This window comes from Microbacterium sp. KU4F (genome assembly GCF_056868075.1).
Genome location: NZ_CP200324.1, coordinates 1577997 through 1602768, shown reverse-complemented (window position 1 = coordinate 1602768; position 24772 = coordinate 1577997). Strand labels below are relative to the sequence as shown.

25 protein-coding genes and 1 pseudogene are annotated in these 24772 nt (G+C 69.6%); 13 read left to right on the top strand and 13 right to left on the bottom strand.

All coding sequences use genetic code 11. From position 1 onward, the window contains the following. Positions 1-181: 181 nt before the first annotated feature. Both AC1VNH_RS08135 and AC1VNH_RS08130 read right to left on the bottom strand, forming a co-directional pair. Positions 182-490, bottom strand: a complete 309-nt coding sequence (locus AC1VNH_RS08135; RefSeq protein ID WP_243233563.1) for a hypothetical protein — start codon at positions 488-490, stop codon at positions 182-184. Between the two features lie 22 nt (positions 491-512). Then, positions 513-1373: a helix-turn-helix transcriptional regulator gene (locus AC1VNH_RS08130; protein ID WP_483110804.1), complete on the bottom strand. Its 861-nt coding sequence runs from the start codon at positions 1371-1373 to the stop codon at positions 513-515. Here AC1VNH_RS08130 and AC1VNH_RS08125 point away from each other — a divergent pair. Genes AC1VNH_RS08125 through AC1VNH_RS08115 form a run of 3 tightly spaced genes read left to right on the top strand, consistent with a single transcriptional unit; the run spans position 1372 to position 3407 of the window. Then, positions 1372-2166 carry a class I SAM-dependent methyltransferase gene (locus AC1VNH_RS08125; RefSeq protein ID WP_483110802.1) on the top strand — a complete coding sequence of 265 codons (795 nt, stop codon included), beginning with the start codon at positions 1372-1374 and terminating at the stop codon, positions 2164-2166. The two genes, AC1VNH_RS08130 and AC1VNH_RS08125, sit on opposite strands and share 2 nt — an antisense overlap. A 55-nt stretch (positions 2167-2221) precedes the next feature. Beyond that, complete coding sequence (locus AC1VNH_RS08120) at positions 2222-2536, top strand: hypothetical protein (RefSeq protein ID WP_483110801.1); 315 nt, start codon at positions 2222-2224, stop codon at positions 2534-2536. Positions 2537-2579: 43 nt separating this feature from the next. Next, positions 2580-3407: an SDR family NAD(P)-dependent oxidoreductase gene (locus AC1VNH_RS08115; protein WP_483110800.1), complete on the top strand. Its 828-nt coding sequence runs from the start codon at positions 2580-2582 to the stop codon at positions 3405-3407. A 14-nt stretch (positions 3408-3421) separates the two neighbouring features. Here AC1VNH_RS08115 and AC1VNH_RS08110 read toward each other — a convergent pair whose 3' ends face one another. The 5 genes from AC1VNH_RS08110 to AC1VNH_RS08090 all read right to left on the bottom strand — a co-directional run bounded on the left by AC1VNH_RS08110 (position 3422) and on the right by AC1VNH_RS08090 (position 7657). Then, positions 3422-4165 (bottom strand): phosphotransferase, encoded by a 744-nt coding sequence (locus AC1VNH_RS08110; protein WP_483110799.1) that lies wholly within the window; start codon positions 4163-4165, stop codon positions 3422-3424. Between the two features lie 9 nt (positions 4166-4174). Beyond that, the gene (locus AC1VNH_RS08105; RefSeq protein WP_483110798.1) at positions 4175-4777 is read right to left on the bottom strand and encodes a pyridoxine/pyridoxamine 5'-phosphate oxidase; all 603 of its coding nucleotides are present in this window, start codon (positions 4775-4777) and stop codon (positions 4175-4177) included. A gap of 96 nt (positions 4778-4873) precedes the next feature. Continuing rightward, a complete protein-coding gene (locus AC1VNH_RS08100) occupies positions 4874-5584 on the bottom strand; it encodes a DUF4097 family beta strand repeat-containing protein (protein WP_483110797.1) in 711 nt (236 codons plus the stop codon). A gap of 133 nt (positions 5585-5717) precedes the next feature. After that, positions 5718-6410: a response regulator transcription factor gene (locus AC1VNH_RS08095; protein ID WP_483110796.1), complete on the bottom strand. Its 693-nt coding sequence runs from the start codon at positions 6408-6410 to the stop codon at positions 5718-5720. Beyond that, the gene (locus AC1VNH_RS08090) at positions 6398-7657 is read right to left on the bottom strand and encodes a sensor histidine kinase (protein WP_483110795.1); all 1260 of its coding nucleotides are present in this window, start codon (positions 7655-7657) and stop codon (positions 6398-6400) included. The genes AC1VNH_RS08095 and AC1VNH_RS08090 overlap by 13 nt, the downstream gene beginning before the upstream one ends. Before the next feature lie 136 nt (positions 7658-7793). Between AC1VNH_RS08090 and AC1VNH_RS08085 the strand changes: the two genes are divergently transcribed. Together AC1VNH_RS08085 and AC1VNH_RS08080 are read left to right on the top strand one after the other, a co-directional pair. Further along, the gene (locus AC1VNH_RS08085) at positions 7794-9170 is read left to right on the top strand and encodes an MFS transporter (RefSeq protein ID WP_483112709.1); all 1377 of its coding nucleotides are present in this window, start codon (positions 7794-7796) and stop codon (positions 9168-9170) included. Between the two features lie 36 nt (positions 9171-9206). Beyond that, positions 9207-10013 carry a Cof-type HAD-IIB family hydrolase gene (locus AC1VNH_RS08080; protein ID WP_483110794.1) on the top strand — a complete coding sequence of 269 codons (807 nt, stop codon included), beginning with the start codon at positions 9207-9209 and terminating at the stop codon, positions 10011-10013. Positions 10014-10074: 61 nt separating this feature from the next. Here the strand turns inward: AC1VNH_RS08080 and AC1VNH_RS08075 are convergent, their stop codons facing one another. The 3 genes from AC1VNH_RS08075 to AC1VNH_RS08065 are packed head-to-tail and all read right to left on the bottom strand — an operon-like array spanning position 10075 to position 13276. Then, a complete protein-coding gene (locus AC1VNH_RS08075; RefSeq protein WP_483110792.1) occupies positions 10075-11673 on the bottom strand; it encodes a hypothetical protein in 1599 nt (532 codons plus the stop codon). Next, complete coding sequence (locus tag AC1VNH_RS08070; protein ID WP_137417963.1) at positions 11655-12467, bottom strand: ABC transporter ATP-binding protein; 813 nt, start codon at positions 12465-12467, stop codon at positions 11655-11657. The genes AC1VNH_RS08075 and AC1VNH_RS08070 overlap by 19 nt, the downstream gene beginning before the upstream one ends. Before the next feature lie 56 nt (positions 12468-12523). Next, positions 12524-13276 (bottom strand): SDR family oxidoreductase, encoded by a 753-nt coding sequence (locus AC1VNH_RS08065; RefSeq protein ID WP_483110791.1) that lies wholly within the window; start codon positions 13274-13276, stop codon positions 12524-12526. Here AC1VNH_RS08065 and AC1VNH_RS08060 point away from each other — a divergent pair. Then, positions 13170-13802 (top strand): annotated as a pseudogene (locus AC1VNH_RS08060) (sigma factor); the annotation flags it as partial. The gene AC1VNH_RS08065 and the pseudogene AC1VNH_RS08060 sit on opposite strands and share 107 nt — an antisense overlap. 130 nt (positions 13803-13932) lie before the next feature. Further along, positions 13933-14274 carry a hypothetical protein gene (locus AC1VNH_RS08055; RefSeq protein ID WP_483110790.1) on the top strand — a complete coding sequence of 114 codons (342 nt, stop codon included), beginning with the start codon at positions 13933-13935 and terminating at the stop codon, positions 14272-14274. A 3-nt stretch (positions 14275-14277) separates the two neighbouring features. Here AC1VNH_RS08055 and AC1VNH_RS08050 read toward each other — a convergent pair whose 3' ends face one another. The 3 genes from AC1VNH_RS08050 to AC1VNH_RS08040 are packed head-to-tail and all read right to left on the bottom strand — an operon-like array spanning position 14278 to position 16261. Further along, positions 14278-14502 carry a hypothetical protein gene (locus AC1VNH_RS08050; RefSeq protein WP_483110789.1) on the bottom strand — a complete coding sequence of 75 codons (225 nt, stop codon included), beginning with the start codon at positions 14500-14502 and terminating at the stop codon, positions 14278-14280. Positions 14503-14527: 25 nt separating this feature from the next. Further along, entirely contained in the window at positions 14528-15502 is a 975-nt protein-coding gene (locus AC1VNH_RS08045; protein ID WP_483110788.1) for a DNA-3-methyladenine glycosylase family protein, read from the bottom strand. Between the two features lie 42 nt (positions 15503-15544). Next, positions 15545-16261 carry a winged helix-turn-helix domain-containing protein gene (locus tag AC1VNH_RS08040; RefSeq protein WP_483110786.1) on the bottom strand — a complete coding sequence of 239 codons (717 nt, stop codon included), beginning with the start codon at positions 16259-16261 and terminating at the stop codon, positions 15545-15547. A 423-nt stretch (positions 16262-16684) separates the two neighbouring features. Here AC1VNH_RS08040 and AC1VNH_RS08035 point away from each other — a divergent pair, with 423 nt between their 5' ends. The 6 genes from AC1VNH_RS08035 to AC1VNH_RS08010 all read left to right on the top strand — a co-directional run bounded on the left by AC1VNH_RS08035 (position 16685) and on the right by AC1VNH_RS08010 (position 24746). After that, positions 16685-17698 (top strand): LacI family DNA-binding transcriptional regulator, encoded by a 1014-nt coding sequence (locus tag AC1VNH_RS08035; protein WP_483110784.1) that lies wholly within the window; start codon positions 16685-16687, stop codon positions 17696-17698. A gap of 110 nt (positions 17699-17808) precedes the next feature. Then, positions 17809-19122, top strand: a complete 1314-nt coding sequence (locus AC1VNH_RS08030) for an ABC transporter substrate-binding protein (RefSeq protein WP_483110782.1) — start codon at positions 17809-17811, stop codon at positions 19120-19122. A 68-nt stretch (positions 19123-19190) separates the two neighbouring features. Further along, on the top strand, positions 19191-20171 hold the full coding sequence (locus AC1VNH_RS08025) for a carbohydrate ABC transporter permease (protein ID WP_274286252.1): 981 nt from the start codon (positions 19191-19193) through the stop codon (positions 20169-20171). Next, on the top strand, positions 20171-21079 hold the full coding sequence (locus tag AC1VNH_RS08020) for a carbohydrate ABC transporter permease (RefSeq protein ID WP_483110781.1): 909 nt from the start codon (positions 20171-20173) through the stop codon (positions 21077-21079). The genes AC1VNH_RS08025 and AC1VNH_RS08020 overlap by 1 nt, the downstream gene beginning before the upstream one ends. Further along, positions 21079-23304, top strand: a complete 2226-nt coding sequence (gene yicI, locus AC1VNH_RS08015) for an alpha-xylosidase (RefSeq protein WP_483110780.1) — start codon at positions 21079-21081, stop codon at positions 23302-23304. Before AC1VNH_RS08020 ends, yicI begins: the two co-directional genes overlap by 1 nt. Beyond that, entirely contained in the window at positions 23301-24746 is a 1446-nt protein-coding gene (locus tag AC1VNH_RS08010) for a glycoside hydrolase family 1 protein (protein WP_483110779.1), read from the top strand. Before yicI ends, AC1VNH_RS08010 begins: the two co-directional genes overlap by 4 nt. Positions 24747-24772: the final 26 nt, after the last annotated feature.

Sequence of the window (24772 nt, the reverse complement as noted above, 5' to 3'; positions counted from 1 at the left end):
TCCGACCGGCCCTTGTCCCTTTGCACCAAGAGTGTCCTGCAATCACATGTCGGTAGCTGCCACAGCAAAACAACTACCGTGCGAGCACTCTATAACGGTGAGATAACGGAGGGGAAGAGGTTTCCGTTACCTTTTCGTGATTCTTTGCTGACGCATCGATGACACCCAGGCGACGGCCGGGTCAGCGCTCGCGGACGGGGGTGATCAGCACCCCGCCGAAGCGCGCCTCGGAGTACTCCCACTCGCGTCCGTCGACCCACACCCGTGCCGAGGCGCACGGGAGGGACTCGTGTTCGCCGTCCGGCCAGTGCAAGACGAACCCGCCGCCGAAGGAGGCGTTCGATCCGGTGACGCGGGCGCCGTCCGCATCCACCGCGCGCGCTTCGCACTCGTCGCAGAGATACGCGGGATACCGGTCGGACTGCGCGACCTGGGCGCCGCAGTTGGGGCACGGTTGCGTGCCGCGGGAACCGGGGAGGAACGCACTCATGGCACGAGTGTAGGTCGGGTGCTCATGCCGCCGGTGGGAGCCAGATCGTGAGCCGCACGGCGTCGTCCGGCAGGTGGAGGATCTCGTAGCTCCGCTCGACGACGACACCGTCGAGTCCGCGGATGCGGGTGGTCGCCCCCCGACGCCGCTCCACGATGTGCCCGCTCCACCACGCCGCGAACTGCGCGCTCTGGGCCCCGAGCGCGCGTACGAGATCGCCCAGCCGAGGGTCGTCGAGGCGGTCGACGTTCGCCGCCCGCAGGTGGGCGACGGCGCCGCGGGCGAGCTCCTCCCAGTCGAGGAACGTCTCGCGGGCGCGCGGGTCGGTGAGCAGGTAACGGCAGGTGTTGCGCTGCTCCGGCGGAAGCTCGGCGAGTCCGGCGTACAGCGACATGCCCTCCTCGTTCGCTGCGACGATCGTGCTGAACCTGTCGAGCACGTACGCGGGCTGCGGGCCGACCGCTGCGACGAGAGCCGACATCCGCGGGACGAGATCCGCGTCGGAAGTCGGCTCCGCCGGAGCGGCGCCGGTATCGCGAAGCCGCACGAGGTGTCGCGCCGCATCCGGCGACAACGCGAGCGCGCGGGCGAGGGCGGTGATCACGGCGTCGCTCGGGTGGGACTCCCGTCCCTGCTCCAGACGGATGTAGTAGTCGACGCTGATCCCGGCGCGGGTCGCCACCTCTTCCCGGCGTAAGCCCGGAGTCCGCCGGGCGCCGGGGGCGTCGTGGCCGGGCGCGAGCTCCCTGTCCTGACGGCGAGCGCGGAGGAAGTCGCCGAGTTCGTTCGAGATGACCGGCTCCTCTCGGCTGGGTGGGTGGATCGCTCCTATGAACAGTACGGTCTTCCGCGGCAGCGCCTCGAAGCCGGAACGTGGAGGCATGTCCACGTACACGCACGGTCACCACGAATCCGTCCTGCGATCGCACCGCTGGCGCACCGCCGAGAACTCCGCCGCCTACCTCCTGCCGTTCCTCGGCCATGACGACCGGCTGCTGGATGTGGGGGCGGGGCCCGGCACGATCACGGTCGACCTCGCGGAGCGCGTGGCTCACGTCACTGCCACCGAGATCGGAGAAGACGAGGCGGCATTGACGCGCATGACCGTGGACGAACGCGGAGTGCCGAACGTCGACGTGCGGATCGCCGACGTGCACGCCCTGCCGTTCGACGACGACTCGTTCGACGTGACGCACGCACATCAGGTGTTGCAGCACATCGCTGATCCGGTGCAGGCCCTGCGGGAACTCGCGCGGGTGACCCGGCCCGGCGGGATCATCGCGGTGCGCGACGCCGACTTCGCCGGGTTCGCGTGGTGGCCGCAGTTGCCCGAGATGGACCGCTGGCTGGAGCTGTATCAGGCGGCGGCCCGCGCCAACGGCGGCGAGCCGAACGGCGGGAGACGGCTCCTGTCCTGGGCGCGAGAGGCGGGGCTCACCGACATCAGCGCGTCATCGAGCACATGGTGCTACGCGAGTGCCGACGAGCGGATGTGGTGGGGCAATCTGTGGGCGGACCGCATCCGTCAGTCCGCGCTCGCACGGCAGCTGGAGGCGAGGCCCGACACCGACGCCGAAGAGCTCGACCGGATCGCCGCGGCATGGCGGGAGTGGTCGCGCGCGGAGGACGGCTGGTTCTCCCTGCTCCACGGGGAGATCATCTGCCGCGTCCCCTGACCGCAACGAGGCCGGTACGGTGACAGTTCCGAGTCCACCGATGCCGAAAGACGACATGAGCTCCGAGTCGCGTCCCCGTCCCCGCCCGCCTCGTGCGCTGACTCTCGTTCTCGCATATCTCGGCCTCGTGCCGATGGCGCTCATCTGGGCGTCGTTCTCGTGGATCATGCTGACGACGACCGGTGCGAGCAGCATGGCGGCGTTGATGCCGATGGCCGCGTTCATGTTCACCTCATGGCTGTGGGCACTGCTGGCGATCTTCGCGCTGGCGCGCGCCGCGCGATACGGCCAGAACGCGCACGCCCTCGTGGTGTCCCTGGCAGCGCTTCTGCTCGTCGTGCTCGGGCTCTTCTTCATGCTGCCCCGCTAGGTGTGACGGCTAGGCTTTCGCGAGCTGCGGCGGAGGAGGCCACATGGCGGGCAAGACGATCGTGATCACCGGCGCGAGCGACGGCATCGGGCGGGAGGCGGCGCGGGTGCTGCACGCGCAGGGGCGCACCGTCATCCCCGTCGGGCGCAATCCGGAGCGCACGGCTCAGATCGCCCGGGAGATGGGTGCGCGAGTGCACCTCGCGGACTTCGCCGATCTCGCGAGCGTTCGGGAACTGGCCGACGACCTGCTCGCGCAGTACGACCGCATCGACGTGCTCGCCAACAACGCCGGTGGAATCTTCGGCAAGGTGCGCGAGAGCACGATCGACGGGCACGAGATGACGTTCCAGGTGAACTATCTCGCCCCGTTCCTCCTGACCCAACTGCTCATGGAGCGGCTGGTCGCCTCCACGGCCACGATCATCAACACCTCGAGCGTCGGCGCACGCCTGTTCGGCCAGCTGGACATCGACGACCTCGACAACGAACGCTCCTTCAGCGCGACGCGCGCCTACGGCACCGCCAAGCTCGAGCAGATCCTGCACGTGAAGGAGCTCGATCGCCGCTACCGCTCGCAGGGAATCGGGGCCGTCGCCTTCCACCCGGGAAACATCGCCACGAGCTTTTCGAACGCGCCGAGCTCGCCCATGCGCCTCATCTACCAGACGCCCCTCAAGAAGCTCTTCCTCACGAGCATCCCCAAGGGTGCCGACACCCTCGTGTACCTCGCGGAGGGTGCTCCGGGCCACGACTATGCGACGGGGGAGTACTACGTCAAGCGCAAGCCTGCGCGCACGAACCCGCAGGCGAACGATGCCGCTCTGGCCCGCGAGCTGTGGGAGCGCAGCGAGCGGATGCTGGAGCTCTGAGGCGGCGGGCTCGGCTACGCGTTCAGCGCCCCAGCCCAGGCACCCTCGTGCTCTCGCACGTAGCGGGATGCGGCGAGCCAGTGCTCGCCGTGACCCGACAGGAACATCGAGCCCCAGGGCTCACGGCCCTCGGCGTGCGACGACCGCAGAAGCTCGTGCATCGCGTCCGCCCGAGCGGCCATCGCCGCGGGCAGGGCCGCACGCAGCGCGGCGCCCGCCCCGTAGCCGTCGATGAATGCGGCCAGATCCGCCGCGGCGTCGGCGGGTGAGCGCGACGGATCGTTGAGCGTGAACGCCTGCGCGGCGTAGGCGAGATCCCAGAGCCGGGTGCTGGGAGCCGCCGCATCCCAGTCGATGAACATCCACCTCTCGCCCCTCACGAGGTTCCACGGGGCGAGGTCGTTGTGGCAGACGAGCTCGGCGCCGGGCGCCGGGATCGCAGAATCCCAGACCGCATCCGCCGGCACAGCGAATCCCACGCTCGCGTCGTGGATCGCCCGCACCATCGCGCCCACACGATGAAGCTCCGGCCGCGTCAGGCCCTCCGCCGCCAGCGTCCCGGGGATGAACTCCCATACCTGGCGGCCCTGCTCGTCGCGGCCGAGCGGGGCGGGCGCCTCGACTCCGGCCTCTCGTAGCGACGCGACGTAGGCGTGCACGTGCGGAGATGCCGGCGTCCACGGCTTGCGGACGGTGTCACCCGCGCGGAAGACGGCGCCCGCCGAGTTGCCTCCCGAAAGACCCTGCTCCTGCTGCATCCTTCGAGGCTATCGCCGGGATGCAGCTCCCCCGGTGGGGACGCTCGTCTCGCCGCCGCGCACCTCGCGGTGCCAGCTCTCGCCCTGCCGTTCGTACATGATGCGTGCGTGGCGTCGGTCGGGAGAGCCCTGCCAGAACTCCACGTGCGTGGGCGCGAGCCACCAGAGCATCCAGTCCGCTGACGTCAGTCCGACGCGTGCGGACTCCGGCTGTGCCTCGAAGTCCGCGGCGATCTCGTCCGCGGTGGCGGGCAGCATCCCGCCGCGCAGCCGCACCGCTCGGACGATCGGCTGCCACCAGAAGCTGAGGGCCGCCACCGGGTGCACGGCGAGTTGCTCGGCCTTCGCGGAGGACCGAGGACCGGCGACCGCCCATCCGCGGGGGCCGACATCCTTGAGGATCAGCGCGCGGGCGTCGGGGAGTCCGTCCGCATCGACGGTCGAGAGTGTCGCCACATGCGGCTCGGCGACGCCGGCGGCTTGTGCACCGCGCAGCCAGCGCTCGAACAGCGCGGGGGGTTCATCGGGAAGGTTCGCCGTGTCGAGAGCCGGTGCCGACCCGGCGAGCGACGGCTGCGCCCGCAGCCACGCAGAGAAGGAGGAGGACGTCACCCTCTCATCCTCCTCCTGCGCTCGCCGAGTGAGCATTGATTGAGCGAGCGAGCACCCGATCGGATGCTCGCTCGCTCGATGGATGCTCGTTCGCGCCTAGCCGTTGTCGCGGAGGGTCACGTCACCCGCGGAGACGCGGACCTCGACGGGGATCCGGGGGCCGCTGCCGGCGGAGAGGCGGTTGTCGACGCCGCCCGCCTCCACGTTGGAGCGGATGTCGTAGTTGCCGCGCGGCACGGTGACATCCGCGGATCCGGCGCTGACGCCGATGTCGATGCTGCGCGGCGCGCTGCCGGTCAACTCGGCGGTCAGGTCACCCGCCGAGAGCTCGAACTCGGCCTCGGTGACACCCGACAGGCGGATGTCGGAGCTTCCTGCGCTCATGGACGAGTCGATCGTGCGGGCCTCGCCGGAGACGATGAGACTGCCCGCGGAAAGGTGCGTCTCGAGCTCGCCGAAGGTGCCCGTGGCGCGAAGCTCTCCCGCGGAGAGCGTGAGCGACGCATCCACGCCCTCGAGCGACTGCGGGAGGGTCAACAGGACCCGCGGCTGCTGGCCGATCCAGCCGATGCCGAAGAATCCGTCGGGAGCGCTGATCCTCAGCTCGTCGCCGTCACGTTCCATCCGCCAGGCGGACCGGCCGGAGGTGACCTGGAGCGTGGCCTCGTCGACGTCGTCGAACCGCAGCTCGAACAGCGCCGCGCTCGCATCCACGTCGACCTCGGTGACGCCGGCGGTCGACGCGGTGAGCGTCTGCGAGGAGGTCGGCAGCGAGGAGGTGACGGCGTTGGCGGCGCCCGAGACCACGGTCCCGCCCAGGATGACGGCGCCGATGACGATCGCGGTGATCGCGACGGCCTTGCCGGCCGGATGCCGGGGCGGCGTCGCCGTGCTGGAGGGTGCGGCCTCGTCGGGGGTCGCGGGGGAGGGGTGAGCGTGCTCATCGTGTTGCTCCTGTCTGAGGTGTCTGAGGGCCGGCGTCGCCGGCGCCGTGCTCGACGTGCGCGAGGGCGGCGAGGACGCGGCGGTTGCCCGACTCGCCGGGCTCGAGCTCGAGCTTCTGGAAGATGGCGGTGATGTGCTTCTCGACCGAGGCCTCCGAGAGGAAGAGAGTGGCGGCGATCGACTGGTTCGACCGCCCCTCGGCGATGAGTGCCAGCACCGTCGACTCGCGCTCGGTGAGCCGCCGCATCCGCTCGTCGCGGGTGCGACGGTTCAGCAGCTGTGCGATGACCTCGGGATCGAGCACGGTCGCTCCGCCGCCGATGCGGCGCACCGTGTCGAGGAAGTCCGCCACATCCGCGACGCGATCCTTCAACAGGTAGCCCAGCGCCCCGCCGTTCGCGGCGATCAGCTCGCTCGCGTATCGCTCCTCGACGTACTGCGAGAGCACGAGCACGGGCAGCTGCGGGTGCGCCGCGCGCAGGCGCAGCGCCGCACGGATGCCCTCATCGGTGTAGGTCGGAGGAAGGCGCACATCGAGGATGCAGAGCTCCGGGTCGGTGGCGACGACGCTCTCATCGAGCTCGCTCGCGTCCGGGAGGGCGGCGACCACGTCGTGCCCGGCGTCCGCCAGGAGTCGGACGAGTCCTTCGCGCAGGAGGACCGAGTCCTCGCAGATCAGGATGCGCACGGCACACTCACCTCCAGAGCGGTCGGCCCGCCCTGCGGGCTGTCAAGGCGGACGTTGCCGCCGGCGGCGAGGATGCGGTTGGAGATCCCGTCGAGGCCGCCGCCGGGCAGCACCCGCGCTCCGCCGATGCCGTTGTCTTCGATGCGAGCCCAGAGTGTGCCGCCGTCGCGGACTCGCACGACCACGCGGCATTCGGCGGCGCGGGAGTGCTTGGCCGCGTTGGTGAGCGACTCGGCGATCGCGAAGTAGACCGCGGTCTCGGCTTCGCGGGAGCAGCGGCCATCCAGGCGCACGTCCAGCGCCACCGGCACGTGCGAGCGGGCTGCGAGGGCCGACAGCGCCGCATCCAGTCCACGGTCGTCGAGGACGGAGGCATGGATGCCGCGGGCCAGCTGACGCAGCTCAGTGATCGCCGCCTTCGTGGAGGTGTGCGCCTCCTCGAGCAGCGCCTTGGCCGTGGCCGGGTCGTCGTCGATCTTCTGCTGCGCGAGCCCCAGGGTCATGCCCACCGAGACGAGACGCGGTTGGACGCCGTCATGCAGATCCCGTTCGATGCGGGTGCGTTCGACGTCGGCGGCGCGGATGGCTCCGGCCCGCTGCGCGTCCGAGGTGCGGGCGGCCTGCGCCAGCATCGCAGCCCGGGAGCGCCCGAGGATGGCGCGGCTGATCACGCCGTGCAGCACGCCGAGGCCGATGGTGGCGGCCAGGGCGAGCAGCGCCGCCAGAATCCCCACCACCGGTGCCCAGCCGGCGGGGATCATGCCCACGCCGATCCACACCTCGTCGGCTCCCGAGAGGGGCGCGAAGGCGACACCGATCGCACCGGTGACGATCGAGACGAGACTGATGACCGTGATGCCCATGACGGTGGCGATCGCGGTGTTGGCCAGCGCACGCCACATCGAGGGGTCGATGAACTGGTGCCAGAGCGAGAGCAGGTAGCCGCCGAAGCCCGGGCGTGGGCGGGGGCTGAAGCGCGGTGCCGGGAGGCCGAGTCCGTAGAGCCCGTCGATGCGTGCGATTTCGAGCCAGCCGACCGCGTACATGACGTAGACGAGTCCGACGAGGACGACCAGGCCCACGCCGAGGGCGGGGACGAGCCCTAGTCCGGTGCCGAGGAGGCCGAGCAACGTGCTCAGGATGAAGGGGCCGATGAGGCCGAGCGCGGCGAGCTGGGCGATCGCCCCGGCGGTCTGCGCCGGAGCGAGGCGTCTCGCGCGTCGCACGGTGGGAGCTGCGGAAGTCATGTCTCCAAAGTAGGGGCGCACCGCGTGGGCCACATCGGAGCAATCCCGACGACCGGCTTCGGGAAAACCCGAACCCTCGCGGATGTCTGCGCCCGGCGTCATGATGGAGCCACCACCCAGCGAAGCGGAGCCCGTCATGCTCGAACGTCCCGCCACGGCCGAGCCCACCCCCGCCTCGCGCATGCGCAGCTTCTATCAGGTACTGGCGAACACGCTCGTGGCCAACGTGACCACCAGCTACCTCTGGTTCGCGCTCACGTTCTGGGCGTATCTCGAGACGCGGAACGTGCTCGCGACCTCCATCATCGGCGGCAGCTACATGCTGCTGGTGGCCGTCTTCGGCATCGTCTTCGGAGCGATCGTCGACCACATGAAGAAGAAGGCCGTGATGGTGCTCTCCAGCCTCATCACCCTGGCCACGTATCTGCTGGCGGGCGCCCTGTTCCTTGCGATCCCCTCATCCGCGCTCATCGACTGGGGCGGCCCCTGGTTCTGGCTGTTCGCGGGCGTGATCCTCGTCGGCGGCGTGGTGGAGAACCTCCGCAACATCGCCCTGTCGACGACGGTCACCCTCCTCGTACCCGCCGACCGCCGCGACCGCGCGAACGGACTGGTGGGCACCGTCCAAGGCGTCGCGTTCATGGTCACCAGCGTGTTCTCGGGGCTGTCGGTGGGCTTGCTCGGGATGGGGCCGACGGTCTTCATCGCCATCGCCGCGACGGCCGTCGCCTTCGTCCATCTGCTGTTCGTGCCGATCCCCGAACGAGGAGTCGCGCACGATCCGGACGCGCCGCCTCGCCGGCTCACCTTCCGCGGAGTGCTGCCCGCCATCGGGTCGGTGCCCGGGCTCATGCCGCTCCTGCTGTTCACGACGTTCAACAACCTCGTGGGCGGCGTCTTCATGGCGCTCATGGACCCGTACGGTCTGACGCTCTTCAGCGTCGAGGTGTGGGGCATCGTGCTCGGTGTCACCAGTATCGGTTTCATCATCGGCGGCGGTCTCGTCGCGAAGTTCGGCCTCGGCAAGAACCCTGTGCGGACGCTCCTGTGGGTGAACGTCGGCGTCTCAGTGCTGGGGCTCACCTTCGCCCTCCGCGAATGGTGGTGGCTGTATGCGGTGGGGATGCTGGTGTTCATGGCACTCATGCCGGTGGCAGAGGCCGCCGAGCAGACGATCATCCAGCGGGTGGTGCCCTACGAGACGCAGGGGCGCGTCTTCGGGTTCGCGGCGAGCATCGAGTCCGCGGCCGCTCCGATCTCCGCCTTCCTCATCGGCCCGCTCGCCGAGTTCTGGCTCATCCCGTACATGCGCACCGACGCGGGCCGCGACGGGTGGCGCTGGTTGCTGGGCGACGGTGAGGCGCGGGGGATCGCGCTCGTGTTCGTCGCGGCGAGCCTGGTGATGCTGCTGATCGTGGTCATCGCGTTCCTGTCGCCGCAGTACCGGCGTCTCTCGCGTAGTTACGCCGAGACGCCGGCCCCGCTCGCCGACCAGGCTGCGGCGACCGCCTGAGCGCGTGCGCCCCCACGGATCGGGGAGGATGGAGGGATGAGTGAGTCCGCATCCGACATCCGCCTGGTCGCCGTCGACATGGACGGGACGCTCCTCGACGGCCACGGCCGCGTCCCCGACGGGCTGTGGCCGATCCTGGAGCGGATGCGGCGTGTGGGAGCCCTCTTCGCGCCGGCCAGCGGCCGGCAGTATGCGACCCTGCGGCGGGAGTTCGAGGACCACGCCGAGGGGATGGTCTTCATCGCCGAGAACGGCACCTACGTCGTGCGCGACGGCGAGGAGCTGGCCTCCGATACCCTCGACCGCGATCTCGTGGCCGACGTCCTCCGACGTGCGCGGGGGATGAGCCAGGATGTCGGCGTCGTGCTGTGCGGCAAGCGCTCCGCCTACATTGAGCGCGACGACGATGCGTTCCGCACGGAGGCGGAGAAGTACTACGCCCTGCTCGAGCGCGTGCCCGACCTCGAGCAGGTCGACGACGACGTCCTCAAGATCGCCGTCTACGACTTCGGCGACGCCGAGACGGGCGCAGCCCCCGCGCTGGCGGACATCGCCCGCACCCACCAGGTCGTCGTCTCCGGGGCGCACTGGGTCGATGTCATGAACCGCGGTGTCAACAAGGGTGTCGCGCTGCGGCGGCTCCAAGAGGTGCTGGGCGTCTCGGCGGAGCAGACCGCGGTCTTCGGCGACTACCTGAACGACCTCGAGATGATGGATGCGGCGTACCACTCGTACGCGATGGCCAATGCGCACCCGGATGTGGCGGCCCGCGCACGCCTGCGTGCGCCCTCGCACCTGGAGCACGGCGTCATCCGGGTGCTGGAGGAGCTCTTCCCCGCCTGACGCCACCCCGCGATGAGGGCCCCGGGAGCGTGCGCTCCCGGGGCCCTCATGGTCGGCGCGGTCAGGCGCCCTTGAAGCTCTGCAGCTGCACGAGGAGCTCGGGTGCATTGCGATCGAAGACGCGCCCGCCCACGAGCACTCCGACGATCGAGAACACCGTGCCCAGAACGAGTCCCGCTGCCAGCGCCACGAATCCCCACATCGCATCGCCCGTCACCCCGGCGAGGATCGCCGGGATCAGCGAGGGCAGAGACAGTATCGCGACGCCGATCCAGATCAGGAACATCAGCAGCGCCGTCACGACGCTCGCTCCGGGTACCCGCTTGAACGGGCTGTCGCCCGGAGCCGGCACGGGCTGCACCACCGAGGCCGAGCTGATTGCGCACACCCCGTATCCGGTCAGCACCAGCCCGAGGCTCGCGCCGAGCACCGGAATCAGCAGCGACCACTGCGTCGACAGCCCCACGGTGACGATCGCGATCGCGATCGTGACCGGCACCCCGAGCGCGGCGGCGGCGAGCAGCCGTCCCGCGCGATCCTGTCGACCCCGCACGCCGGTGGCGAGCACCGTCGCGAACGCCGTGCCGTCGTACGACACGTCCGCGAACGAGACGATGCTCAGGATGAAGGCGACGAGCACGGCCGAGTAGGCGAACAACGGGCTGCGCACATCGCCACCCGAATAGAACAGCATGAGCACGGGGATGATCGGCACGACGAGGAGCTGGCGCAGGTAGCGAGGATCATGCAGCCAGTACGTCAGTGCCCGTGCCCAGGTCGCCCCGGTTCCGCCGGTCGGCATCCGGCCGAACCAGCCGATCTTGCCCGCCTTGACGGTCGCGGTGCGCGCCCGCGGCGGTGAGACGAGCGCTGCGGACAGCGATCTGCGCCACAGCCACCACAACACGACCAGGGTCGCAGCCCCGATCAACAGCTTCAGGATGCCCCCGAGGATGTCGCCCGAGGCGAGCGTCGCCGGCACCGCCCACGCGGCGGCGATCGGGGTCCACGAGGCCGCGGAGATGATGCCGCCGATGCGGTCGGCGGGATCGCCCGCGGCGCTGACTCCCGCATCCAGCAGGTTCATGATGCCGATCGTGATGGGGCCGGCGAGCATGATGAGAAGGAACGCGAGGCCGCCGAGGAGCTCTCGCGTGCGGCGGTTGCCGCCGGCGCTGCTGCTGAGCGCGGCGATGAGCCGCGACACGACGACGCACGTGAGAATGCCGAGCGGGATGCACACGAGCGCGGCGACGAGGGCGATCGGCCAGCGCCACAGGGCCAGAAAGAGGCCCAGTGCGCCCGCGATCGAGGCGATGCCAGGGATGCCGGTGAGCCCGGCCGCTGTGAGGGCGACCATCATCTTGTTGGTCGTCAGGGGGAACGGGGCGAGCTTGACGGGATCGAGCGTCGTGTCCACCCCGGCGATGAACAGCGGACCGAGCGCCCATCCGAGCACGAGGATGCCGCCGCCCGCCGTGACGACCATGGCGACCACGTCGAGGCCGGCGAAGCCCGCCGCGAACAGCCCGATCCACACGCCGATCAGGAGCCCGACGGCCCACAGTCCGCCGAGGATGAACCCGACGAGTTGCCAGGGGTTGGCGGCGAGGGTGTTGCCGAGGACGCGGAAGCGCAGCTTCAGGAGAGTCGCAACCACTGCGGTCCCTCCGAGTGATGGCGGCCGCCGACCAGATCGACGAAACGGTCCTGCAGGCTCTGACCGGCCCGCACCTCGTCGATCGTGCCCGCCGCGAGAACACGTCCGCTCGCGATGACCGCGACGTGGTCGCACATGCGCTGCACGAGGTCCATCGAGTGGCTCGAGACGATCACGGTGCCGCCGCTGCCCGCGTAGCTGCGCAACACGTCCTCGATGTTCGCGGCGGAAACGGGATCCACCGACTCGAACGGCTCGTCGAGTACGAGGATGCGGGGCGCATGCACCAGGGCGCAGGCGAGCGCGACCTTCTTGGTCATACCTGCGGAGTAGTCGACGACGGCGGTGCCGGCGGCTTCCGTGAGGTCCATGAGGGTCAGCAGATCAGCGGTGCGAGCGGCCACCTCGTCGCGCGCCAGGCCGAACATCATCCCCGTGTAGGTGATGAGCTGCTCACCGGTGAGTCGGTCGAACAGACGCACGCCGTCGGCGAGGTTGCCGATCATCGCCTTCGCGGCGACCGGGTCGCGCCACACGTCGACCCCGTGCAGGACGGCGGTTCCCGCATCCGGTCGCAGCAGACCCGTGGCCATCGACAGCGTGGTCGTCTTTCCCGCTCCATTGGGGCCGACGAGCCCGTAGAAGGAGCCGGTGGGCACATCGAGATCGATGCCCGCGACGGCCACCTTGTCACCGAAGCGCTTGGTCAGGCCGCGAAGCTGCAGAGCAGGTCCGGATGCGGCGGGCGGATCGATCGGTGGCAGGGCAGGATCTGTGGTGGTCACGCGCCCCATCCTAGGAGCGAGCTGTGCGCGCCCTCCAGGGGTGGCGCGCTATTCGGCCTGCGTCTTCATCGCAGCGATGCGATCCACTCGGAGAAGCTCTGTCGTCCGATCGTCGCGCCGGCGGCGGGCAGGAGGCGTCCGTCGCGCATCGCTCGTCCGAACGATCCCGGCAGCGACACCGCCGGGATCCACCCGCGATGGCCCGTGGCACGCGCATAGCGCCGGATCATGTCGACGAGGCTCTCTTCGTGCGGTCCCGCCAGATCCGGAACCCGCCCGAGCGCCGGAGCTTCGGCGAGATCGACCAGGCGCCGAGCGACCTCGTCAGCGGCGACGGGCTGGGTGCGCATCCGCGGGGCGAGGTGGATCGGGCCGCGAGCGGCGACCGTGAACATCTGCGCCGCGAACTCGTGGAACTGGGTCGCGCGGAGGATCGTCCACGGGATCGGGCCCTCCTGCACCGCGCGTTCCTGGGCCACCTTTCCTGCGTAGTACGCTGCCGGCGCCCGATCGACCCCGACGATGGAGAGGACGATGTGGTGACCCGCCCCCGCCTGCTCCTCTGCCGACAGCAGCGAGCGCGTCGTCGACTCGAAGAAGGCGATCGAAGCCGCCTCGTTCTGGGTGCCGATGCTGAGGACGTCGATGACGGCGTCGCAGCCCTCGACCCGAGCCGCGGTCTCGGCGATGCCGTCGGGTGCCGTGAGATCGATGCCGGTCGCGCGCGAGAGCAGCCGCACGTCGTGCCCGCGTCCCTTGGCCTCGTGCGCGAGCTTGCTGCCGAGCAGCCCGGTTCCTCCCGCGATCGCGATTCGCATGTGCGTCCTCTCCGCCCCGTCCGTCGGGTGCTTCTGTGTCTTCGACGACACAGCACCGCAGAACGTGAGGTCACAATCGGAGAGGCTGTGTCGTCGAACGGATGAGAGGGGTGCAGCCATGCGCGATGTCGAGGATGAGCGGGTGTCGTTGGTCGCTCTCGCCTACCGGATGCTCGGCGACGTGGGCGAGGCGGAGGACGCGGTGCAGGAGGCGTACCTGCGCTGGGTGGCGCTGACAGAGCAGGAGCGCGCCGCCATCGACAGGCCAGGTGCATGGCTCAATCGCGTCACCTCGCGCATCTGCCTCGACGTGCTCGGTTCGGCGAGAGCACGTCGCGAGCGCTATGTCGGGCCGTGGCTGCCCGAGCCGGTGCCCGCGGCCGGTTCCATAGGTGCGGTCCCCTCGGCCGCGGATCCGCTCGATGCGGTCACGCTGGATGACTCCGTGAGCCTCGCGCTGCAGATCGTCCTCGATGCGATGACGCCGGCCGAGCGAGTGGCTTTCGTGATGCACGACGTGTTCGGCGTTCCGTTCGCCGAGATCGCCGAGACGGTCGGGCGTTCGCCCGCAGCTGTGCGGCAAGCTCGCCGCATCCGCTCGGCGCAAAGTCGGCGAGGAACGCGGCCGACGCGCGTCGCGTGCTGTTCACGACCACGTGGTCGCGGCCTTCGCTGCCGCGTGCGCGAGCGGACGGCTCGAGGAGCTGGTGGTCGCGCTGGATCCGGCGGTCGTCCTGACCTCCGACGGCGGTGGTCTGGTGTCCGCTGCCCGTCGTCCCGTCATCGGCGCGGACAACGTCGCGAGGTTCGTGCTCGGGATCCTCGCCAAACAGCCGGATGCCAGCCTCGAGCCGGTCGAGACGGCGGACGGCCTCGGATACCTTCTTCGCCAGGGCAGCAGAGCGGTCGGGCTCGCCGCATTCGGCGTCGACGTCGCCGGGCGGATCGTGGACGTCTGGCTCGTGCGCAGCCCGGCGAAGCTCACGCAATGGGCATGAGCCTCAGAGCTGGGCGCCGTCGTCGTCCCGGTCGTAGATGCCGACGTTGCGACCCCGCCACGACTCGTAGGCGATGAGCCATCCGATCGAGACCACGAGGGCCAGCAGGAGTCCGATCCACACCGATCCGAGGGCGATGCCGACAATGACCCCCGCGGCGAACAGGGCCAGCGTGCCGAGGATCCACATGGTGCGACCGCGGGGCCAGCCCGTGCGCGAGTTCGTCATGGGCCCAGCGTAGGGGGCGGACGCTTCAGCGCGAGCGGTGATCCTCGGGCGCCAGACGCGCACCGCGGCGCTGCTCGTGGACGCCGCTGGCTGCCAGCAGCCGGATCACCCGCTGTCGCTGCCCCGCCCACGGGGCGAGCAACTCGAGCATGGCGTCGTCGTCGACACGGTGGCCGATGAGGGCATGCCCGACCTGGTGCGCGAGATGGTAGTCGCCGATGCTCACCGCGTCCGCATCGCCCCACGCGCGGATGCGCGTCTCGGCCGACGTCCAGGGGCCGATGCCCGCAAGGCTCGTCAGGATGCGGTCGCGCTCGGTGTTGTCGGAAGCCTCCGCCATGGCGCGCGCGATGCTGTCGCCATGGGACGCCGCCTTGACCACGGCGCGTGACTGCGGTGGTTCGAGTCCTGCGCGGTGCCACGCCCAAGAGGGGATGCGTCGCCATTCGTCGACGGTGGGAGGTGCGAACATCGGGCGCGGGGTGGGGCCGGGTGCGCGCTCGCCGAACCAGGTGACGATGCGTCGCCAGGCCCCGAATGCCTGCAGGCCCGTGACCTTCTGCTCGAAGATCGCGCTCGCGAGGGCGTCGAAGGCCAGGTCGGTGCGGCCCAGGCGCAGCCCCGGGTGGCGATGGTGCGTCGCGGCGATGAGCGGATGGTGGGATGCGTCGAAGTCGCCGCGGTCGTCATCCGCGCCGCAGAGGGCGGGTGCCTGGTCGAGTGCCCAGCCGGCGCCGGGGCCCCAAGCCGCTAGGCGGATCCCGACGCCGCTCGCGCGAAGAGCGAGGGTGGCGATCCCCTCGGGGGTCCTGCTCGCGCGCCAGACGACGTGGCCGTCCACGACGAGGGTGGGGTCGTGCGCCCCGCGCCGCTGGAAGACGACGGTTCGATGGAGATCCACCTCGTCGCGAGGGCGGTAGACGCTTTCGCGAGGTCGGGAATGCGTCGGCGCAGCGGACCGAGGCGGGCGTCGCCCGATCGTCGAGGCGCCCGCATCCATGTGCACACCCTACGTCGGCCCGCCGACAGCGGGCCGACCGACTCAGAACCGGTCGGGGGAGGGGGTGCCGTGGCCGTAGCGGATGGCGACGTCGGCGTGCCGGTCGAAGCGGTAGCCGACTCCGCGCACGGTGCGCACGATGTCCTCGAAGCGCCCCAGCTTGGCGCGCAGGCGACGCACGTGCACGTCGATCGTGCGCTCGCCCGGCGCGTCCGCGTCGCCCTGCTGCCAGAGGGAGCCGACCAGCTCGGCGCGCTCGATCGTGCGTCCCTCGCGCAGCACGAGGTACTGCAGCAGCTCGAACTCCTTGAACGTGAAGGCGGCGGACTCGCCGTCGATCAACACGCGCTTGCGGGAGATGTCGACGACGACGCCGGCCTCGGCGCGCTCCTCGACCTCGATCTCGGGCTTCGTGCGGGCCACAGCCGAGGGCTCGTGCAGTGCCAGGCGTACGACGTCGACGTCACGACCTCCGGCGCCGACGGGAGCGAGGGCGACGGTCGCGTAGGTCTCTGCGGCGGGAGCGAGATCGTGCAGTGTGCGGCGAAGGGCCTCGACGATCGTTCCGAGAGAGACGCCGGAGGCGGCCGCCTTCGCCTCGTCGAAGCCGACGTAGAGCGCGAAGCCGCGCGGCGCGGTGCCGGCGGGAAGACTGCGCTCGGCGGCGGGCGCCGGAGCGGGAGCTGCGGGAGCGTCGGTGACCAGACGCAGGGCGGGGCGGGCGGAGGTGCGGTTGTCGAGAGCAACGGGAGTGGACATGTGCGGATTCCTTGCCGGAAGAGGAACCGGGACTCGTGCCCGATTCAGGTGTTGTCAGTCGCGGCCCAGGGTCAGGGCCGGGTGCGCAGCATCACAGAGCGGATGCAGAGGACGCGCGGCGCTTCAGATGCGCGGCGGCGTCGGACGGGGTGACCGAGTCAGCGGCACATTCGACAACACATGACAATGCGGCCGGCCATCATGGAGCCAGCAGTCCCGTTCGCCTCCCAGGCGGACAGAGAACGTGCATTGTCAGTCATGTGGCCGATTATGACGTGCCGGGCGTGTCTGCGTCAAACGCACCGCAGGTCCCCGATTTGTTGTTTTCTCCGCGAAACATGTTGCGCTGGCATCCGATCGTGTTCTACAGTCCTGGACGAAGCAGCGTCGAAGCGCTTCGACCAACCCGGCGAAGAGGATGAGATGGTCACGATCAACGAGGTGGCGCAGGCCGCCGGCGTGTCGATCTCGACCGTGTCCTACGCGCTCAGCGGCAAGCGGCCCGTCGCCGTGGACACCCGTCGGCGTATCGAGAAGGCGGTCGCGGAGCTCGGCTACAGCCCGAACGCCGGCGCGCGGATGCTCGCCGGGAGGCGCACGCAGATCTTCGCGCTCACCGAGCCGTTGCGCATCGACACGCATGCGCCGACGCACATGGCGTTCGTGCTGGCCACGGCGGTCGCGGCCCGGCGCAACGACTACGACATCCTGCTCTTGACCGACGAGGACGCGCAGGCGGGGATGCGGCGGGTGGCCGCCAGTGGACTGGTCGACGCGATCCTGGTGCTCGACGTCGCCCCCGACGATGCCCGAGTGGCGCTGTCCCGGGAGATCGCCCTCCCGAGCATCTTCATCGGAGTGCCGAACGACCGGGACGGTCTCGTGTGCGTCGACCTCGACTTCGAGCGCGCGGCCGCCCTCGCCGCCGACCGGCTCATCGATCTGGGTCATCGTTCGATCGGCATGCTGGGCCATCCCGAGATCTCCTACGAGCGCTCGAACTTCCCGCCGCGCGTGCGTGCCGGCTTCGAGCGCGCGGCGGAACGCCGCGGTGTGCCCACCGCGTTCCGCTACGCCGGGCAGTCGCGGCCCACGACCGCGACGATCCGCGACGGGGTCCGGGGGCTGCTGGACGAGGGGGTGAGCGCGATCGTGTTGCACTGCGCGGAGGACGTCCACCAGGGCGTGCTCGACGCGCTCGCGGATGCGGGGCTCAGCGTTCCGGGGGACATCTCGATCGTCTCCGTCGGCTCCTCCTTCGACACCGCCGCCCTCAGCACGCCGCTCGATTCGATTCCTCTCGTTCCCGCCGAAAGCTGCGAGCTCGCCGTCGAGCTCGCCGTCGCCGCCCTGGCCGGATCCGCTCCCGAACCGGGCGTGCACCTCATCGCCCCCCACTACCTCGACGTCGGCTCCGTCGCCGCCCGGTCGAGATGACCCTCCTCCCCCGTCCCTCCTCCTGCGCGTTATCGAAGCGCTTCGATAAGCCGCTTCGCCCGTCCCGCAACACCCGACCACCGACGGTCACCATGAAAGGAGTGCCGAAGATGGCACGCATCACATCACGCACCACACACCGCTCCCTCATCCTGCTCGGCGGCGTCGCCGTGGCCGCCCTCGCCCTGAGCGCCTGCTCGGGCGGCGGCGGCAGCACGGAGGACTCCAACACCCTGACGCTCTGGCACTACGAGGGCGAAGACAGCGCCATGGGCAAGGCGTGGGACGAGGCGATCAAGGTCTTCGAGGAGGAGACCGGCGCGAAGGTGGACTTCGAGGCCAAGGGCTTCGAGCAGATCCGCTCCACCGCCAGCCAGGTCCTGAACTCCGACGAGGCGCCGGACATCATGGAGTACAACAAGGGCAACGCGACAGCGGGCCTGTTGGCCAGCCAGGGTCTGCTCACCGACATCACCTCGGCGGTCGAGGAGAACGGCTGGGCCGACAAGCTCGCCCCGTCGCTGCAGACGACCGCCCGCTACAGCGAGGACGGCGTCATGGGTGGAGACGCCTGGTACGGCATCCCCAACTACGGCGAGTTCGTCACGGTCTACTACAACAAGCAGGCCTTCGCGGATGCGGGCCTCGAAGTGCCGACGACCTACGACGAGTTCGTGAAGGTGCTCGACGCGTTCGTCGCCAAGGGCATCACACCGCTCGCCGAGGCGGGTGCGGAGTACCCGCTCGGCCAGCTCTGGTACCAGCTGGCACTGAGCAAGGCAGACCGCTCGTGGGTCGACGACTACCAGCTCTACAAGAACCCGGTGGACTGGAACGACGACCCCATCACCTACGCGACCGACACCCTCAAGGAGTACGTCGACGCCGGCTACATCTCCCCGGACGTGGCGGGCATGAAGGCGGAGGATGCGGGCACCGCGTTCATCGCCGGCAACTACCCGATCTTCGTGTCGGGCAGCTGGTGGTACGGCCGCTTCACCGAGGAGATCAGCGGGTACGACTGGGGCATCTTCAACTTCCCCGGCAGCAAGCTGAGCCTCGGCTCCTCGGGCAACCTGTGGGTCGTTCCGGAGAACGCGAAGAACAAGGATCTGGCCTACAAGTTCATCGACATCACGCTGCGCCCCGAGATCCAGGCGATCATCGGCAACAACGGCGGCGTTCCGGTGGCGGCGAACGAGTCCGACATCACGGATGAGAAGAGCAAGGAGCTCATCACCGCGTTCAACTCGATCCTCGACTCCGACGGCCTCTCGTTCTACCCGGACTGGCCCACGCCGACGTTCTACGACACCCTCGTCGCCCAGCTGCAGAACCTCGCCAACGGCAGCTCGACACCCGAGCAGGTGCAGACCGGACTCGGTGACGAGTACGAGTCGTACGTCTCGAGCCTGCGCGGCTGATCCCCGGTGGCGGAGAGGCGCCCGCCCCTCCGCCACCCCCATTCCTTCGACCAAGTGAGGAGACGGTCATGTCCGCCGTCCCGTTCGTGCGGCCGCCCAGAGCGCGGCGTGCCAAGCCCCTTCCCGAGGAGCCGCTGATCCCGCAGCGCGGGCGCGGATCCGCCGGCTACTGGCTCTACCTCATCCCCGGCCTGATCCTGCTGAGCGTCGTGATCCTGATCCCGCTCGTGTGGAACATCTATCTCTCCTTCACGAGCTGGCGCGGCATCAAGCCGCCGGAGTGGATCGGCGTCGAGAACTGGGTGCGCCTGTTCGGCGACACGAAGTTCTGGACGTCGTTCGGCAACAGCATCTGGATGATCGTCGCCATGGTGATCCTGCCCACGGTGCTGGGCCTCATCATCGCCGCGCTCCTCTTCGACGTCGTCGGCCGCAAGTACGGCGGGCGGCTCGCGAGCTTCCTGCGCGCGACCTACTACCTGCCGCAGATCCTTCCTGCGGCCATCGCCGGCATCGTCATCGGCTGGGTGCTGCGCCCCGATGACGGCGCCCTGAACACGATCCTCGAGAGCATCGGTCTCGGATCCCTCGCGCACAACTGGCTCGGCAGCCCCGATACGGCTCTCGGCGCGATCATGGTCGTCCTCGTCTGGGTGCAGCTCGGCTATCCGATCGTCGTCTTCATGGCGGCGCTGCAGCGCGTCGACCCCGAGCTCTACGAAGCCGCCGAACTCGACGGCGCGAACTGGTTCCAGCGCTTCCGCTCGATCACGATGAGCATCATCCGCCCGGAGATCTTCGTCGTCACCCTGACCTGCACGATCGCGGCCCTCAAGGTGTTCGGCCCCGTGTACGTGCTGACCCGCGGGGGCCCCGGGACGTCGACGATCGTGCCCGCCTACTACGCCTACAGCGAGTTCTTCCAGGCGCAGCAGGTCGGGTACGGAGCGACCATCGCCACCGCACTGACCATCGTCATCGCGATCGTCGCCGTGCTCTTCATCCGCGCGCAGAACGCAGCGGAGCGCAAGGAAAGGGAGGGCCGCTGATGGCCGCCACCATGGCTGTGACCACCACCAAGGACGGGCGGCGCCCGTCGCCGCGCGTGCCGCGGCGCGGTCGCGGGGGCATGACCCGCCCGCGCGGCATCGACTGGCTGATGCTCGCCTTCGTCATCGTCGGGGCGATCGTCGTGATCGCGCCCTTCTACCTGATCCTCGTGAACTCGTTCAAGTCGCCCGCCGACTACTCGAACGGGGGACCTCTCGCCCTGCCCAGCCAGATCGACTTCACGGGTCTCGCCGCGTTCTGGGAGCGTGTCAACTTCCCCGAGAAGGTGTGGAACTCGTTCTTCATCTCCGGAATGGTGGCGCTGCTGGCGGTGCTCATGTCGGTGCTGAACGCGTTCGCGATCGGCATCGGGCGGGTGCGAGGGCGCAGCTGGATCGTGCTGCTGTTCCTGCTGGCGAACCTCCTGCCGCAGGAGGCGCTGCTGTACCCGCTCTACTACCTCTCCAAGGCGGTCGGGCTCTACAACAACGTGTGGTCGGTGATCATCATCTTCACGGTGATCCAGGCCGCCTTCGGTACATATCTTCTCGCCTCGGTCTACGGCACCTTCCCGAAGGAGGTCCTGGAGGCCGCGGCGATGGACGGAGCCAGCCGCTGGCAGATCCTGTGGCGCGTCGTCTTCCCGATCAGCCGCCCGACGCTGTCGGTGCTCGTCATCTTCTTCTTCATCTGGACGTGGAACGAGTTCCTCATCCCGCTCACGTTCCTGGTGTCGAACGCCAACCAGACCGTGCCGGTCGCGATCAGCGTCCTGCAGGGCGACCGACTCATGGACGTCACCACCACCAGCGCCTCCGCCCTGCTGGGGCTCATCCCCACCCTTCTCTTCTTCCTCATCTTCCAGCGCACCCTCACGCGCGGCATCACCGCAGGAGCAGTCAAGTAATGAAGTTCACCGATGGTTTCTGGCAGCTGCGTCCCGGGGTCACCGCGCTGTACGCGCAGGAGGCGTACGACATCTGGGAGACCGACACGCTCGACGGTCCGGGGCTGGTGATCACCGCACCGACCAAGGTCATCGAGCGCCGGGGCGACACCCTGAACCGGGCGACGCTGACGGTGACGCTCTCCTCGCCCGCCGAGGGTGTGGTGCGCGTGCGCATCGTCCACCACGACGGCGGCACCGCGCCGCTCTCGTTCGGTGTCGCATCCGCGCCCGGCGCCACCGAGGTCGCGGCGGATGCGGCGGGCGCGCACCTGCGCACCGGATCGCTCACCGCGCGCATCGCCGCGGGGGCACCGTGGTCGCTGGAGTTCTTCTCCGGCGAGAGGCGGCTGACCGGCAGCGGACACAAGGCGCAGGGCTACATCACCCTCGCCCACGACGCCCAGGTCGACCCCGGCATCGTCGACAACGCCCGGGCGGGCGGCAGCGGCGTCCGCGCGCACACGTTCGTCCACGAGCAGCTCGACCTCGGTGTCGGAGAGCTGATCTACGGGCTCGGCGAGCGCTTCGGCCCCGTCATCAAGAACGGGCAGAGCGTCGAGATCTGGAACGCCGACGGCGGCACCTCCAGTGAGCAGGCCTACAAGAACGTCCCGTTCTACGTGTCGAGCCGCGGCTACGGCGTGCTGGTCAACGATCCCGGACACGTCTCCTACGAGATCGGCTCCGAGACCGTCGAGCGGGTGCAGTTCTCCGTGCCCGGCGAGGTGCTCGAGTACTTCGTGATCGACGGCCCGACCCCCAAGGACGTGCTGACCCGCTACACCGCGCTCACGGGCCGTCCGCCGATCGTGCCCGCCTGGTCGTACGGTCTGTGGCTGTCGACGAGCTTCACGACGGACTACGACGAGGCGACCGTCACCTCGTTCATCGACGAGATGGCCGCGCGCCAGCTGCCGGTGTCGGTCTTCCACTTCGACTGCTTCTGGATGCGCGAGTTCAACTGGTCCGACTTCGAGTGGGACCCGCGGGTGTTCCCCGATCCCGACGGGATGCTGCGGCGACTGCACGAGCGCGACCTCCGCGTGTGCGTGTGGATCAACCCCTACATCGCCCAACGCTCGCCGCTGTTCGCCGAGGCGGCGGCCCAGGGCTTCCTCGTGCGCCGCGCGGACGGTTCGGTCTGGCAGTGGGATCTCTGGCAGGCGGGCATGGGGCTCGTGGACTTCACGAACCCCGACGCGACCCGCTGGTACCAGGACAAGCTGCGCGCTCTCGTCGCCCAGGGCGTGGACTGCTTCAAGACCGACTTCGGCGAGCGCATCCCGCTCGAGGTCGTCTACGCCGACGGCAGCGCTCCCGACCGGATGCACAATCTCTACACGCACCTCTACAACAAGGCGGTGCACGAGGTGCTCGTCGAGGCGCGCGGAGCGGACGACGCGGTGCTGTTCGCGCGGTCGGCGACGGTCGGTGGGCAGAGCATGCCCGTGCACTGGGGCGGGGACAGCACGTCGACCTTCGTATCGATGGCGGAGACGCTCCGCGGCGGCCTCTCGCTCGCGTGGAGCGGATTCGCCCACTGGAGCCACGACATCGGCGGATTCGAGGGCACCCCCGATCCCGAGGTCTTCAAGCGCTGGACGGCCTTCGGTCTGCTGAGCTCCCACAGCCGCTTCCACGGCTCGGAGTCGTACCGCGTCCCGTGGAAGTTCGACGACGAGGCCGTCGAGGTCACCCGCATCTTCACCCGGCTGAAGATGCGGCTCATGCCGTACCTGTTCCAGCGCGGCGTGGAGGCCGCATCCGACGGTGTGCCGCTGCTTCGCCCGATGGCGATGGAGTTCCCCGACGACCCGACCTGCGCCCACCTCGATCGGCAGTACATGCTCGGCGGCGACCTGCTCGTCGCGCCGGTGTTCTCGGCGGACGGTGAGGTGGAGTTCTACCTGCCGGAGGGCGAATGGACCCACCTGTTGACCGGGGAGCGTGCGGTCGGCGGGTGGCACCGCGAGCGTCACGGCGTCGACTCGCTGCCGCTGTACGTGCGCCCCGGCGCCGTCCTGCCGTGGGGCGCCCGCGACGACCGGCCTGACTACGATTACCTGGAGGGGCTGACGCTGCGGGTGTTCCCCGGCGGAGAAGGCATCGCCGAGGTGATCGTGACCACGCCCGACGGACGCAGCGAAACGTTGCGCGCAGACCTTGCGGAGGTGACCCGATGAGCACGGGTAACGCGGATTTCCGAGACAGCGGGCTGGTGTTCCCTCCCGGATTCACGTTCGGGTCGGCGACGGCGTCGTATCAGGTGGAGGGGGCGGCCGCGGAAGACGGTCGCGGGCCGTCGATCTGGGACACCTTCAGCCACACGCCCGGACGGGTCTGGAACGGCGATACGGGCGACGTGGCGTGCGACCACTACCACCGTTGGGAGAGCGATCTCGACCTGATGGCCGAGCTGGGACTGGACGCCTACCGGTTCTCGATCGCGTGGCCGCGGATCATGCCCACCGGCACGGGCGAGGTCAACCGCGCCGGCATCGACTTCTACTCGCGTCTGGTCGACGGGCTGCTCGAGCGCGGCATCCGTCCCGTGGCGACCCTCTACCACTGGGATCTTCCGCAGCCGTTGGAGGATGCGGGCGGGTGGCCCGTGCGGGCGACCGCGGATGCCTTCGAGCGCTACGCCGAAGTCATGGGTGCAGCGCTCGGCGACCGGGTGCACACCTGGACGACGCTGAACGAGCCGTGGTGCTCGGCCTACCTCGGCTACGGCCAGGGCGGTCACGCCCCCGGCCGCCACGAGCCCGCGGCGGCGCTCGCGGCCGTGCACCATCTGAACCTCGCGCACGGCCGCGCCGTCCAGGCGCTGCGCGCCACCTCGACGGGCGATCCGCAGTACTCCGTCACCCTCAACTTCCATGTCCTGCGCGGCGTGGGAGACAACGCGGGTGAGGCGGTACGTCGCATCGACGCGCTCGCGAACCGTGCGTTCACGCATCCGATGCTGAAGGGCGAGTACCCCGCCGATCTGCTGGCGGACACCGCATCCGTCACGGACTGGTCGTTCGTCGAGGACGGCGACCTGGCTCAGATCAACCAGCCGATCGACGTGCTCGGCGTCAACTACTACTCGACGGCGACCGTTCGCCTCTGGGACGGCTCCTCGCCGCGCCAGCAGAACGACGGGCACAAGGCGAGCGCCGGAGGCACCGCCTGGCCCGGCAGCGACCAGCTCGTCGAGTTCGTCGAGCAGCCGGGGCCGTACACCGAGATGGGCTGGAACATCGCGCCGGAAGGACTCGAAGAGCTGCTGCTGGCGCTGCGCGACGAGTTCCCCGCACAGCCGCTCATGATCACGGAGAACGGCGCCGCCTTCGCGGACGATGTCGCGCCGGAGGGAGCGGTGCACGACGCCGAGCGCGTCGACTACCTGCAGCGCCACCTCACGGCCGCGCACCGTGCGCTGGAGCAGGGCGTGGACCTGCGCGGATACTTCGTGTGGTCGCTGCTGGACAATTTCGAGTGGGGCTACGGCTACGCCAAGCGTTTCGGCGTGGTGCGGGTCGACTTCGACACCCTCGAGCGCACCGTCAAGGACTCCGGACTCTGGTACCGGCGTCTCGCGCGCACCCGCGCGATCCCGGCCGCCGACGAGCTCGGTTGAGACGGCCTCGGTCGCCCCGCCGACGG